General features: G+C 47.4%; 15 protein-coding genes. 14 read left to right on the top strand and 1 reads right to left on the bottom strand.

Features of this window, described 5'->3' with window-relative positions:
- The first annotated feature begins 199 nt into the window (after positions 1–199).
- The 3 genes from VN379_RS22995 to VN379_RS22985 all read left to right on the top strand — a co-directional run bounded on the left by VN379_RS22995 (position 200) and on the right by VN379_RS22985 (position 1,190).
- A complete protein-coding gene (locus VN379_RS22995) occupies positions 200–427 on the top strand; it encodes a hypothetical protein (RefSeq protein WP_325538244.1) in 228 nt (75 codons plus the stop codon).
- A gap of 363 nt (positions 428–790) precedes the next feature.
- Entirely contained in the window at positions 791–934 is a 144-nt protein-coding gene (locus VN379_RS22990; RefSeq protein WP_325538242.1) for a hypothetical protein, read from the top strand.
- Between the two features lie 127 nt (positions 935–1,061).
- On the top strand, positions 1,062–1,190 hold the full coding sequence (locus VN379_RS22985; RefSeq protein ID WP_325538240.1) for a hypothetical protein: 129 nt from the start codon (positions 1,062–1,064) through the stop codon (positions 1,188–1,190).
- 17 nt (positions 1,191–1,207) lie between these two features.
- Here the strand turns inward: VN379_RS22985 and VN379_RS22980 are convergent, their stop codons facing one another.
- Positions 1,208–1,513: a hypothetical protein gene (locus VN379_RS22980; RefSeq protein WP_325538238.1), complete on the bottom strand. Its 306-nt coding sequence runs from the start codon at positions 1,511–1,513 to the stop codon at positions 1,208–1,210.
- A 262-nt stretch (positions 1,514–1,775) separates the two neighbouring features.
- Here VN379_RS22980 and VN379_RS22975 point away from each other — a divergent pair, with 262 nt between their 5' ends.
- From VN379_RS22975 to VN379_RS22925, 11 genes are all read left to right on the top strand, one after another.
- A complete protein-coding gene (locus tag VN379_RS22975) occupies positions 1,776–2,693 on the top strand; it encodes a transketolase (protein WP_325538236.1) in 918 nt (305 codons plus the stop codon).
- 14 nt (positions 2,694–2,707) lie between these two features.
- Positions 2,708–3,715 carry a transketolase family protein gene (locus VN379_RS22970; RefSeq protein WP_325538234.1) on the top strand — a complete coding sequence of 336 codons (1,008 nt, stop codon included), beginning with the start codon at positions 2,708–2,710 and terminating at the stop codon, positions 3,713–3,715.
- Positions 3,715–4,857, top strand: a complete 1,143-nt coding sequence (locus VN379_RS22965; protein ID WP_325538232.1) for a RuBisCO large subunit C-terminal-like domain-containing protein — start codon at positions 3,715–3,717, stop codon at positions 4,855–4,857. The genes VN379_RS22970 and VN379_RS22965 overlap by 1 nt, the downstream gene beginning before the upstream one ends.
- A 526-nt stretch (positions 4,858–5,383) precedes the next feature.
- Positions 5,384–6,454: a sulfate ABC transporter substrate-binding protein gene (locus VN379_RS22960; RefSeq protein ID WP_325538230.1), complete on the top strand. Its 1,071-nt coding sequence runs from the start codon at positions 5,384–5,386 to the stop codon at positions 6,452–6,454.
- Between the two features lie 17 nt (positions 6,455–6,471).
- Entirely contained in the window at positions 6,472–7,311 is an 840-nt protein-coding gene (gene cysT, locus VN379_RS22955; RefSeq protein WP_325538228.1) for a sulfate ABC transporter permease subunit CysT, read from the top strand.
- Positions 7,312–7,331: 20 nt separating this feature from the next.
- On the top strand, positions 7,332–8,231 hold the full coding sequence (cysW, locus tag VN379_RS22950) for a sulfate ABC transporter permease subunit CysW (RefSeq protein ID WP_325538226.1): 900 nt from the start codon (positions 7,332–7,334) through the stop codon (positions 8,229–8,231).
- Entirely contained in the window at positions 8,228–9,301 is a 1,074-nt protein-coding gene (locus tag VN379_RS22945) for a sulfate/molybdate ABC transporter ATP-binding protein (protein WP_325538224.1), read from the top strand. The genes cysW and VN379_RS22945 overlap by 4 nt, the downstream gene beginning before the upstream one ends.
- Before the next feature lie 100 nt (positions 9,302–9,401).
- Positions 9,402–11,084, top strand: coding sequence for an adenylyl-sulfate reductase subunit alpha (locus tag VN379_RS22940; protein ID WP_325538222.1), 1,683 nt, complete (start codon positions 9,402–9,404; stop codon positions 11,082–11,084).
- The gene (locus VN379_RS22935) at positions 11,068–11,382 is read left to right on the top strand and encodes a ferredoxin family protein (protein ID WP_325538220.1); all 315 of its coding nucleotides are present in this window, start codon (positions 11,068–11,070) and stop codon (positions 11,380–11,382) included. The genes VN379_RS22940 and VN379_RS22935 overlap by 17 nt, the downstream gene beginning before the upstream one ends.
- Positions 11,383–11,396: 14 nt before the next feature.
- Positions 11,397–12,197, top strand: coding sequence for a sulfate adenylyltransferase subunit CysD (gene cysD, locus VN379_RS22930; RefSeq protein WP_325538218.1), 801 nt, complete (start codon positions 11,397–11,399; stop codon positions 12,195–12,197).
- A 37-nt stretch (positions 12,198–12,234) separates the two neighbouring features.
- Positions 12,235–13,959: a GTP-binding protein gene (locus VN379_RS22925; RefSeq protein ID WP_325538216.1), complete on the top strand. Its 1,725-nt coding sequence runs from the start codon at positions 12,235–12,237 to the stop codon at positions 13,957–13,959.
- Positions 13,960–13,991: the final 32 nt, after the last annotated feature.

Genomic DNA, 13,991 nt, shown 5'->3' with positions numbered 1-13,991 from the left:
GTATTTTTTTTCCTTGCATCTATTCTGCACGAAAAAACGATGCTAAAGTGCAGAAAAATATGGTTTTAGTTTTGGAGGACATTTTTGAAGGAATATATATAACATTGGCGAACTCCCCAATATAGAGAATGTGAGTGAAATGTAATTCAAAAAAAGAGCCCCAGCAAATAGCCGGGGAATGGGAGGGCGGAAGGTCACCATGGAACGAAGACTTAAAAAGGCTTTGCTGAGTACGATTAACGACTATAATGTTATTGTCAAGCAGATTGATGATCCTTGCACATCTCCGGAAAAGGGCTTGCAACTAGCTGCTGCTAAAGAAGCATTATATCAGGCCATACAGCATTTTGCCAAGGCAGAATATGTTGAATATGTGAATGGACAATGGCAGATTAAGGTTATTGTTATAATGGAATGTAGTGATTAAGAAGCGGGTCGCTCCTAGCGGGGCGGCTTTTTTCCGCTTAGCATTAAAGATTCTTCACGATCATCTGTTATAATCTGCAGGATGGGGTACAAGGTAAAGGAATATCAATGATGTAAAAGGTAAAGCTTGCTCATAAAAGAACCGGATAATCCCTTTAGGAATGCCCGGTCATTAATGCGGAAGCAGTTTATCATGTACAGCAGGGTTCTTTATTAAGCAAGAATAGCTGTTATAACCCGCATTATCGGTGATAAATGATTCATATGTATTACACAGATGGTTTTTTATGTTTTAATGAAAATAAAGGAAAGCTTTGCCTCTGCATTGAATATATTGAAGTAGGTAGTCGTATGGAGGTTTATTATGATGTTTAAGCATGAGTGTGGTGGCAATGCCCATTCCACCGGTAGTGCGGCAGTCGCCGGCTGGAATAAGTGCCTTTGCAGCAGGTGCGGCGAAGTATTTTACAAATGGTTTACTTTCAAGATGCTGGGGAAAAATGGATAAATAACTTAGCTGTCTGCCTGTGGGTAGGCGGCTTTTTTATATTTGTGAGGAATGGGGTAGTAGAGTATACTAAAGATATAAAGAATGGGCATAATTTATCCTAACATTAAGTTAGGAGGTCTATTCTATGTTTGGAAATGCATGGCTTGCATTTGGTGTACTCGTTACAGTGGTAATTGTTGAACGAATAATAGCTACAATTGTATTGGCTTGTGTAGTTAAATATTATGACTGGTGTGATAAACGTGCCAAATAGTACAGAGGCTCCGGCTTTTAATGCTTTTTTCGCGAACGCAAGAAGGGTACTGATAAGTAAATTCCGGTAAGCGTAAGAATGATAAGCCCGATTGCCGTGATATCTATAACCCATTTCAGATTAATTGTCCCGATTTTTCCCTCGTGAACAGAGTTTGTAAAGTGGGCAAAGCTAGTCAGGTTATCATGAAGCTGCGATTCATCGGCTCCAATGATCCATGGCTCTGCTTGTATTAACCCTGTACATGCTTCAATTAGAATAAAGACAGATAAGACGACGCCAACCCAAAGATGGACATTACGTGCCAGTTTAGTATAGCGCATTTGGACCTCCGCTTTTTTATTACAGTATACGATGCCGCATAAAATAAATATGACAGTGTTTCCAAGCGGATGGCCACGCTGTTTTCAACCGCTGATCAGAAAAAATCTGAAGGCTGCAGCATAGTTCTTTGCGGAGCTTTGCTGTAGCCTTTTAAATTGAAGGAGTCAAGTTGGTTGTGATATTGACTGCCTGCTATAATCACAGATACAATGAAGAAAGATAGGACTGATGGGTATATCAGGTAAACAAGGAGTGAAGCTGATGACTGGCATAAACGATAACTGGCAAGCACAAGTCTGGCAGGTGGCTCAGGGCATTCGGCGCCGGGTCATGGAGCATACTGTCCGCAATAATGGCGGCTACTTGAGTCAGGCCTGTTCGGCGGCTGAGATACTGGCTACTATGTACCTGCGGATTATGCAGCTGGGCAAGACGGAGAAAGCTTTTGTGCCGGCACTTTTCGCCGGCGTACCCGGACCTAATAACCATGATGCTTTTACAGGTTCGTTATTTAATGGTCCCAGGGGGCCGGAATATGACCGGTTCATTTTATCACCCTCCCAGTATGCACTGGTTTTGTATGCACTGCTGATTGAGGTCGGCAGAATGGACCCGGCAGGGTTGGAACAATTTAATGTAGACGGTTTTACCGTAGAGATGATTGGTGCTGAGCACTCCCCGGGGATGGAAGTCATGACCGGTTCCCTTGGACAAGGCCTAAGCCAGGCAGCCGGGATTGCTATGGCTCGCAGGCTAAAGGGTGAATCAGGCAAGGTCTGGGTATTTATGTCTGACGGCGAGTGGCAGTCAGGTCAAAACTGGGAAGCTTTGCAGGCCATTACTCATCATAAACTTGATAATATCGGTATTTATGTGGATGTCAATGGCCAGCAGTGTGACGGGGCGATGTGTGATGTTATGGCGATTGAACCTTTTGCCGACCGGCTTACGGCTTTCGGTGCCAGGGTGTATCAGGTGGATGGTCATAATTTGGACGCGCTTGTCAGGCCAGTGCTTGAGTCCGGTTGTGAAGGAAAACCGGTTATTGTATTAGCAGACACAAAGCCCTGGCAGGGCATTGACATTCTGAAGAAACGGTATCCGAAGCTTCATTATGTCCGCTTTGCCAGCAGTGATGAGCGGGCAGAGTATGCCGGCATTTTGCAAACGATGCTGTAGAGGAGGCGATAACTGTGGAGATTTTGTCAAAAGTGCATGCCCGTAACTTTGTTATGTGGGCTAAAGATAAACCAACGGTTTATGTTCTGTCGGCCGATCTTACCAGCTCAACCGAGGCCGACCTTTTTCGTGATACCTACCCGGAACGCTTCCTGTCTATGGGCATTGCCGAGCAGAATATGCTCAGTTTCGCCGGCGGCATGGCCAGGGAGGGCCTGCATCCGTTTATCCATACCTTTGCTGTCTTTATCTACCGCCGGGCATATGATCAGATCGCGGTTTCCATAGCCTATCCGAATCTACCGGTACGGATGATTGGTTTTCTGCCAGGAGTGACTACCCCGGGCGGGGCAACCCATCAGGCAATTGAAGATATTGCTGTAATGCGGGCGCTGCCTAATATGACCATCTTTGAATGTGGTGACGCCACTGATGTTGAAAGCGTGCTGGATGTGGCTCATAAGGTTGACGGCCCTGTATATATCCGGATGCTCAGAGGTGAGATCCCCCGCTTGTTTGCGCCTACAGACACGATCCGATTTAATAAAGCGCGGCTGATCAGCCGGGGCAGTGATCTTACCGTGTTATCAACAGGGATTTGTACTGAAGAGGCCATGCGTGCCATACAGGTGTTAGAAAAACGCGGCTTGTCGGTACAGCATATGCATGTCACCACATTAAAACCTTTTAGTGATGCTGCGGTGATGACCGCGATTGCACAGTCGCGGTATGGTGTAATTACTATGGAAAACCATTCCATCATTGGCGGTCTGGGGACCATTGTCGCCGAGCAGATGGCTGAGGCCGGCATTGGCAAGAAGCTGGTCCGGATTGGCCTGCAGGATACTTTTGTTCATGGTGCCAGCCGGCCCTATCTAATGCGCAAATATCGACTTGATGCGATGGCGCTGATTGACGAAGTACAGAAACTGACAGGACAGAATTTTTCCATATCAGAGGATGAGCTGGCGCAGGTTTATATTGCTCCTGTGCACAGTGACGCCAAGCCGGAGGCTTTATAATGATATCAGGAGAGCGTTTTTCCGTAATCTACCGGCTAATAAGCGCTGACGAGCAAGAGGCACGGCAAAAGGCCTGGGATATATGCCTGGAACAGACGGTTGAGTTTCCGGAGGAGCTGGTGCCTGCCGGAATGATCAGGGATGATATTGTCGGGCGCATCGAGGCGTTAGCACCAATAAGTGCTGGAGTCTATCAGGCTGTTATCAGCTATGCGGTTGAGACGACAGCGAATGAATTTACGCAGCTGCTCAATGTTGTATTTGGCAATATCAGTATTAAACCAGGAATACGGGTAGAACGGCTGGAACTGCCGCAAGCGTTGCTGAGCCAATATGGTGGTCCACGCTTTGGGCGGGAGGGTCTGCGGAAACTTTTAGGTGTAAGCGGCAGGCCGCTTCTGTTTACAGCCCTGAAGCCAATGGGACTTAGCCCTGCTCAGTTGGCCGACATGGCCTATAAGTGTGCGATGGGTGGCATCGATATTATTAAAGATGATCACGGACTGACAAATCAGGTCTTTGCGCCCTTTCGGGAAAGGGTAACTGCCTGTGTGGAAGCAGTAGAAAAAGCCAATGCCCGGACCGGCCGCCAGACTATTTATGTTCCCAATATTACCGCACCGGCCAATGAGGTTGTAGCACGCGCGAAACTAGCAAAAGCACTGGGCGCTAAAGGTGTGATGATGTCACCGGCTATTACCGGTTTGGATGTAATGAAGTTTTTAGCCGATGATGCGGAATTTGGACTGCCGGTTATTAGTCATCCGGCCTTTCAGGGCAGTTATGTGACATCTCCCAATAACGGCATATCTCACTTTGCGTTATTTGGACAGATTACCCGTCTGGCTGGGGCCGATGTTGTTATTTATCCAAACTTCGGCGGCAGATTCTCGTTTAGCCGGGAAGAGTGCCAGGACATTGTGAGTGGAACCTGTGTGAATATGGGGCAGATCAAGCCGATCTTTCCCAGCCCGGGCGGTGGCATGAGTCTTGACCGTATCGGGGAATTGATGTCTGTATACGGTAATGAGGTTATTTTCCTGGTTGGCGGCGGGTTATTTAAACATGGCCCTGATTTAATAGAGAACTGCCGCTATTTCCACGACATGGTCAGTAATTTTTCAAATACCGGCGGCAACTAAAAAGGCTAAGTTTATACTAGATTGTCGGGATTAATTGGCCATTTGCCATAATGCCGGGCGGCGTCCATCACCCCGAATTCCAGAACTATTTTGTCCAGGCACTGGTATTTCCTAAAATTTTTGGCACCGATACAGGTCGTTAATTTGCTTGACAGACGCCTAGTGGGATGATAAACTTACTTATAAATAATTAAAATGTAAAAGCTGATCAGATAACTGAAGGCTAAGTTTATCCTAAAGGGTTAAACTTGGCCTTTTTTATTACTAACAGCTCACCAGAAAACTGGAGGCTAACTACTACAAGTAGTTAGCCGTTTTTTATTTTCAGGTCCTGTAAGGAATTGCTTTTTTCGTGTTTGTAGCCCGAGTGCGCACCGGATTGCAAACGAAAGCATAATTACCGCAGCAGAGGAATCCCCCCCCTCTGCTGCGGTAGTTAGCTCATTTGATAGGAGAGGCACAAATTTTGCTGCAATGGCAGTAGGGGGATTTTTTTCTATTTAAGAAGAGCATAGGAGGAGAGAACATGTTTAATTTTGTTTCAGCGTCAAGGTCTATCAAGAGTTATGTCCTAATTATCGTTATGTCACTTCTGGTTACAAGTCTTGCCGGTTGCGGCAAACAGGAGACGGCAAGTGCCGATAAAACAGCTCCTGAGCCTGTCAAATTACTTAATGTTTCGTATGACCCGACTCGCGAGCTGTATAAAGAATTCAATGAAGCATTTGCTGCATACTGGAAGAATAAAACCGGTCAGACGGTTACCATTCAGCAGTCCCACGGTGGTTCAGGCGCCCAGGCCCGTACCGTGCGGGAAGGGATTGAAGCCGATGTTGTAACACTGGCGTTAGCGCAAGATATTGATGAACTGCAGAATGCAGGCCTGATTGCACCTGACTGGCAAAAGCGTTTGTCCCAGAATTCGACCCCGTATACCTCGACCATTGTCTTCCTGGTACGCAAAGGCAATCCTAAAAATATTAAAGACTGGGATGATTTGATCAAACCAGGGGTATCAGTCATTACTCCTAATCCGAAAACCTCGGGTGGCGCGCGTTGGAATCACCTGGCAGCCTGGGGATATGCCTTGAAAAAGTATAATAATGATGAAAACCAAGCCAAAGATTTTATAACCAAACTTTATCAGAATGTACCGGTGCTTGATACCGGGGCCCGGGGTTCGACAACCACTTTTGTTGAACGTGGTATTGGTGATGTACTGCTTGCCTGGGAAAATGAAGCGTTATTGGCAGAAAAAGAATTAGGTAAGGATAAATTTGAGATTGTGGCGCCTTCCCTCAGTATCCTGGCAGAACCACCGGTTTCTGTGGTAGATAAAGTTGTTGACAAAAGAGGAACCCGCCAGATAGCTCAAGCATATCTTGAATACCTCTATACAGACCAGGGGCAGGAAATTGCCGCTAAAAACTACTATCGTCCACGTGCTGAAGCGGTTGCCGCCAAGTATGCCAGCCAGTTTCCTAAACTTAACCTGTTTAGCATAGCTGATCTGGGTGGCTGGACTCAAACCCACAATAAACATTTTAAAGACGGTGGTCTCTTTGACCAGATTTATACACCGAAAGCCAAACAGTAACGAAGTGGGGAGTAATCATGAGTCTCAAATCCCTTATAATAACTAAACATAGCATATTGCCGGGTTTTGGCCTGACAATGGGGTTTACTATTACTTATCTGGGGCTTTTAGTATTGATTCCGCTATCGACTATTATTCTTAACGCAACAGGGATCGGGTGGACTCATTTTTGGGAGATCATCACAGCACCGCGATTGATCGCTTCTTATAAACTGAGCTTTGGCGCTTCGCTGATTGCTGCGTCGATTAATGCAGTATTTGGTTTGCTGGTGGCCTGGGTGCTGGTTCGCTATTCGTTTCCAGGCAAACGGATCATTGACGGTCTTGTTGACCTGCCGTTTGCCCTCCCTACTGCGGTTGCCGGCATTACCCTGACAACACTGTATGCCCCGAACGGCTGGATTGGTAAATATTTAGCTATGATTGGCATAAAGGGTGCTTATTCACCGCTCGGGGTCGTCATTGCCCTCACCTTTATCGGGCTGCCGTTTGTGGTGCGAATGATTCAGCCTGTCCTGCAAACGTTGGACAAAGAAGTGGAGGAAGCGGCGGCCAGCCTGGGAGCTGGCCGCTTGCAAACCTTTATCAAGGTAATTTTCCCGGAGATACTCCCGGCCCTATTGACCGGATTTGCCTTAGCCTTTGCCCGGGCTTTGGGTGAATACGGTTCGGTTGTGTTTATCTCCGGCAATATGCCGATGAGAACCGAGATTACGCCGCTATTAATCATGACAAAGCTTGAGCAGTATGACTATGCCGGCGCAAGTGCTATTGCAACCGTGATGTTGATCGTTTCGTTTATCATGCTGTTTGTTATTAATATTTTACAGTGGTGGCAAAGCAAACGACATAATTGATTTGAGAGGAGGCGGTACGTATGGCTGGCAATATAGCGCTGCGACACGCTGCCACGCCCCGGCGTCAGACTGCTGGTGCGATAACAGAACTACCCCTGATTCGCTGGCTGCTCATCGCCATTGCTCTTGGCTTTCTGGGGATCATGTTGATTATTCCGGTGATTGCCGTGTTCGCCAAGGCGTTTGAACAAGGGGCTGCACTTTACGTCAAAGCGATTACTACACCTGATGCCTGGGCTGCCATACAGCTTACACTGCTGACAGTGGTGATTGCTGTACCGCTTAATACGCTGTTTGGTCTGGCGGCAGCCTGGGGGATAGCCAAATTTGAATTTCGCGGCAGAAACTTTCTGATTACATTGATTGACCTGCCTTTTGCCGTCTCGCCGGTTATCGCAGGCCTGATCTTTGTATTTTTGTTTGGTAAACCGGGTGTATTGTGGCCCTGGCTGTCTGCCAATGATATCAAGGTCATTTTTGCTGTGCCCGGTATTGTTTTGGCCACGGTTTTTGTTACTTTTCCTTTTATTGCCCGTGAACTTATTCCCCTTATGCAGGCTCAGGGGACTGCTGAGGAAGAGGCGGCTTTGACACTTGGCGCGAGCGGCTGGAGAACTTTTTGGCATGTTACCTTACCCAATATTAAATGGGGCTTGATCTACGGTGTTATTCTTACCAGTGCCAGGGCAGTCGGAGAATTTGGTGCGGTATCGGTCGTATCAGGCCATATTCGCGGTCTTACCAACACTATGCCCCTGCATGTAGAAATTTTGTATAACGAATATCAGTTTGTAGCGGCTTTTGCCGTGGCCTCCCTGATGACGCTGATGGCGATCATAACCTTAGTTGTAAAAAATATTGCCGAGTGGAAAGTGCAGCAGCAAAGCCAGGAGCCAGAGGTAGAGGGGGTTAAGGTATGAGTATTGAGATTGTCAATATAAATAAGCAGTTTGGTTCATTTATTGCATTAAAAGATGTCAATCTGACAATTCCGACTGGAGAGCTTGTAGCACTTTTAGGGCCGTCAGGCTCGGGTAAGACGACGCTATTGCGGATTATTGCCGGTTTAGAGGTTGCTGACCAAGGCTCTATTCTCTTTCATGGTGAGGATACAACTGAGCGGAATGTTCAGCAAAGACAGGTAGGTTTTGTCTTTCAACATTATGCTTTATTCCGCCACATGACCGTTTTTGAGAATGTTGCTTTTGGCCTCAATGTTCGCCCCAGTCATCTGCGGCCTTCAAAAAGTGAGATAAACGAGAAGGTGCAGACCTTGTTGAGTCTGGTAAAGCTGGAGGGGATGTCAGGCCGGTATCCAACTCAGTTGTCCGGCGGGCAGCGACAGCGGGTAGCACTCGCCAGGGCGCTTGCGGTTGAACCCAAGGTATTGCTTTTAGATGAACCGTTTGGCGCTCTGGATGCCAAAGTGCGTAAAGAACTGCGGCGCTGGCTGCGGCAACTGCACGATGAACTGAATGTTACCAGTGTTTTTGTCACCCATGATCAGGAAGAAGCGCTAGATGTGGCCGACCGCATCGTAATCCTGAACAATGGGCGCATTGAGCAACTGGGTACACCGGAAGAGGTCTATGAAAACCCGGTTAATCCGTTTGTGTATGACTTCTTAGGCAATGTTAACCTTTTCCGCGGACGAATTCATAAAGGCCGCATCAGTATCGGTTCGATTGAAATAGAAGCCCCTGAACATGCTAATACCCTTGATACCCAGGCTGTAAGTTTTGTACGCCCCTACAATATTGAGGTAGAGCGGGAGCAAAAAGGTCATGAATTCATCCCGGCGCGAATTCTCTTTATCCGGGCAGTTGGCCCGAGTGTCCATCTGGAATTAAAAAGAGAAGATACCGGCGAGATGATGGAGGCTGAATTAGGTAAAGAGCGGTTTCGTGCCCTTAACCTACAGTCAGGGGAGCAGGTATTCGTTAAACCTAAGGACTTGAAAATATTTATTCCGGATGATTATGTTATCTAAACCATGGTTAAGCAGACTCCTGCACGGATTGAGGGTTTGTCTTAACCTTTTTACTAGTACCTTGTCAGCTGGCAGGAAGTGGAAAGTAGTGTGAAGTGAAATGATTTTAGAGCAAAAGCGACTCGAAACAGACATCCTCATTATCGGGGGCGGGACAGCAGGCTGTTTTGCCGCACTAACAATTGCGGAGAATTCTGCTGCCAAAGTCATTATTGCAGAAAAGGCCAACATTAAACGCAGCGGCTGTCTGGCAGCCGGGGTGAATGCCCTTAATGCCTATATTGTTAAAGGGCAAACACCGGCAAGCTATCTTAATTATGTTAAAAATGATGCTGCCGGTGTAGTTAGAGAGGATCTTGTCTATACGGCAGCAGCGCGGCTTAATCAGGTTACTCATAAAATGGAAAGCCTGGGGCTGGTTATCCAGAAAGATGCCGCTGGCGAGTATGTTGCCAGAGGAAACAGGAACATAAAAATCAACGGTGAGAATATCAAGCCGATTCTGGCTGCGGCTGTAGGGAACTGCCAGGACGTGTCTGTAATTAACCGGATTAACATAACCGATTATATTGTGCAGGCTGGAAAAGTGGTCGGTGCGTATGGCTTTTCTGTAGACTCTCCCATTTTTTATATTATCTCCGCCAAGGCTGTCATCTGTGCCACCGGGGGCGCCGCCGGGCTTTACCGGCCCAATAACCCCGGCTTCTCCAGGCATAAGCTGTGGTATAGCCCCTTTAATACCGGGGCGGGTTATGCGATGGGCATTAGGGCCGGCGCGGAAATGACCACATTTGAGATGCGGTTTATCGCTTTGCGCTGTAAGGATACGATTGCCCCTACAGGCACCATTGCCCAGGGGGTTGGTGCGCAGCAGGTAAACAGCCGGGGTGAGGAATATGAAAAACAATATGGGGTTATGAGTACCGCTAACCGCCTATATTCTACCGTTATGGAAAACAAACAGGGCCAGGGGCCTTGTTTCTTAAAGACAGTAGGGATTACGGCAAAGCAGGAAGACGAATTATACAAAGCCTATCTGAATATGGCTCCGGCCCAGACGCTGCGCTGGCTGGAACGGCAGGGGCCTGCTGCGGAAAACGTGGAGATAGAAGGTACCGAGCCTTATATTGTCGGGGGGCATACCGCCAGCGGGTACTGGGTAGACACCCACCGGGCGACAACCCTTGACGGACTGTACGCTGCCGGTGATGTGGCCGGGGGCAGCCCGCAAAAATTTGTGACAGGCTGTTTTGCCGAGGGGGAGATTGCTGCATTCTCGGTCTTGGATTATATTAAGGATCAACAGAATCACTGGCCGGAGCAAACTGAAATACACAGCCAGTTAGCAGCTTTGCAGCACTTGCTGCAAGGGGAAGCACTGTACACTGCGGCCGACATCGAAGAGGCCATGCAAAAAAATATGGATGATTACGCCGGCGGCATTTCCTCAGGGTATGCCTATAATTACCAGAAGCTTCAGGTGGCCAGACAGCGGATCGAAGAGTTGCTGGTTTTGTGCAGGCAGCTGCGGGCCAGAGACATGCGTCAGCTGCTGCATACCTGTGAGGTGATTGACAGGCTGTATGTCTGCAAGGTTCTCATCAGCCATCTTGAGGCCAGGCAAGAGACCCGCTGGCACTCATTTCAGGAAAACACCGATTATCCGGACAAAAATGATAATGACTGGCTGAAATACGTTAACTCCAGGCTGGAAAACGGTGAAGTCAGGATTGTGTTTAGAGACTTGGTAAAGAGGGATGAGATCTATGAGCATCAGGATTGACAGTCAGAAGTGCAGCGGCTGTGGCAAGTGCCGGGAGGTCTGTCCTGGCAGCCTGCTCAGTGCCGGCAGCTCAGGGAAAACAGAAATTACAGCTCCTCAGGACTGTTGGGGCTGTACCTCCTGTTTAAAGGAATGTACCTATAGAGCAATTCAGTATTATCTGGGGGCCGATATCGGGGGACGGGGCAGTTTGCTCTACACCCGGCAGGACGGCTCTGTGCTGTACTGGATTGTTGTTCAGCCTGATGGCCGGGAGCGGATTATACCTGTGGATAAGAACCAGGCCAATGCATATTAGGGAGGCGTTTATATATGGATCATTTGGATCGCTTGGAAGCACAAAGTATTTTTATATTGAGAGAAGCCTATAAGAAGTTTGGCAAGCTGGGTATGCTGTGGTCAATTGGCAAAGACTCAACTGTATTATTATGGCTGGCCAAAAAGGCATTCTTTGGGCACTGTCCGTTTCCGTTTATTCATGTTGATACAACCTATAAAATCCCTGAGATGATCCAGTTTCGGGACAGGGTAGCAAAGGAGTACAACCTTGAGCTGATTGTCCATACCAACGAAGAGGCGCTGCAGGCAGGAATGGGGCCGGAAAAAGGCCGGCTGGTATGCTGCAGGGCTTTAAAAACCGACGGTTTGCAGCAGGTGGTTACCAAGTATGAGTTCGAAGGGCTGATATTAGGGATACGCCGGGATGAAGAGGGGTCACGCTCCAAGGAACGGGTATTTAGCGAACGCAATAAAGACTCAGAATGGGATTATACCAACCAGCCGCCTGAGCTGTGGAACCAGTTTAAAACCGATTTCCCCAAAGGCAATCATATCCGGGTACATCCCATCCTGCACTGGAATGAGATTGATATCTGGGCTTATATCGGCCGGGAAAAGATCCCGCTTGTTGACCTGTATTTTGCGAGAAACGGGAAAAGATACCGCAGCCTGGGCTGTGCACCCTGTACAGGACAGATTGATTCTACGGCAACGACTGTAGAAGACATTATTAAAGAACTCAAAAATACCAAGCAAGGCGAACGGGCCGGGCGGGCACAGGATCAGGAAGATTCCTACGCTATGCAGAAACTTCGCAAAGACGGGTATATGTAATAACCTAGAATACATTGGAGGATGGGGGCCGTTTTGAATGGATATTGAGAGAGAAGTACTTAATATCGTTGTTGTTGGTCATGTCGATCACGGCAAATCAACAGTGATTGGCAGGCTGCTATATGACACAAAATCTTTGCCGGAGGGTGCAATTGACCGGGTCAAGCGCATTGCCAAAGAAAAGGGCAAACCCTTTGAATATGCATATCTGCTGGATGCTTTTGAAGAAGAACAAAAGCAGGGCATTACCATTGACACAACGCAACTGCAATTTCGTACAGAACAGAGAGATTATGTAATCATCGACGCTCCCGGTCATAAGGAATTCCTGAAAAATATGATTTCCGGCGCGGCCAGCGCCGAGGCGGCGCTGCTGATTATTGATGCGAATGAGGGGATTCAGGAGCAGTCTAAGCGACATGGCTATATCCTATCCCTGCTGGGTATCCAAAAAGCCTATGTACTCATTAATAAGATGGATTTGATCGATTATTCAGAGGCGAAATTCAACGAGATCAAGCGGGAAATGAACGAATTTCTGCATAATCTTCACGTGTTTCCGTTAAAGTATATCCCCATTTCGGCTTTCTTTGGCGAAAATATGACCACACATTCGGATAAAATGCCCTGGTATAAAGGGGAGCCGATCCTTAAGGCCATTGATTTGTTCGAAAAAGACAGCGGCTTAGAAGCAAAACCACTGCGATTCCCCATTCAGGATGTATACAAATTTGATCATCGGCGTATTATTGCCGGCCGGATTGAAGCAGGCACCCTGCATACGGGGGACGAGATTCTAATCATGCCCAGTAACAAACTGACAAAGGTTAAGACCATTGAATACTGGGCCGACAGGGATAAAACGGATACAATCTCGGCCGGGATGTCGGTGGGCATAACTGTTGAAGATGAGTTTTTTAATCAGCGGGGAGAATTTATTGTCCACCCCAGCCAGGCGCCCTTAGTTTCTGATACGTTCAAAGCAAATATCTTCTGGATGGGAAAAAAGGAGCTTGTAAAAGGCAAAGAGTATAAGCTTAAGCTGGCAACACAAGAGGTAGAATGCGAGATCCACTCGATCCTAAAAGCAATTGATGCTACTACCCTGGAAACCCTGGAAAACGCCGCTCAGGTCAAAACCAATGATGTAGCTGAACTCATTGTCAGGACGAAAAAGCAGCTCTGCTTTGACGAATTTAAGAACAATCAGCTGACAGGCCGCTTTGTCATAGTCGACGGCTATGATGTGAGTGGCGGCGGTATTGTTTCAGGCCTTGTGAAAGAGTGGCAGGCTGTGAGCAAGCTGACTGGCAACGGCCTGGAGATGGTGGTAAATTGCTTTGATGATTATTTCTATGTGCTTTCCGAAGGCATTGTGAAAAAACTGGATGCCAGGCCGCATACCTTTACTGTGGGGGATGTGGTTGCAGTGACCGGAAAAACCTATGAGTATCCCGCGGATTTTGATATTGTTGATATTCAGACTAAAGTAGCTGTTAAAGTAAGAAAGGCCAAAGTGGTGTGGTTAACAAAACTAGACGAATCTACTTATAATGATGTGCCTATTATTGACTCTAAGGGGGCTTATCTAAGGGTAACAGCAAAAAGCTATGCCGGATTTATCGGTGAGCTTGCAGCGATTAACGACTGGCAAAGCAAGCAGGCGTCAAGTTTTACCAATAAGTGGCTTGAATTCACCAAATACCGGAATATTCCGGTTGTTGCGGTCTTAGGGGCATCAGGTACCGATTACCAGATTTAACTAAGTATTCTTAAGAGAGGCGGCAAGACACG

It is taken from the genome of Sporomusa sp. (assembly GCF_035561255.1).
Lineage (GTDB): Bacteria > Bacillota > Negativicutes > Sporomusales > Sporomusaceae > Sporomusa.
This window is presented reverse-complemented; position numbering and strand designations above follow the sequence as displayed.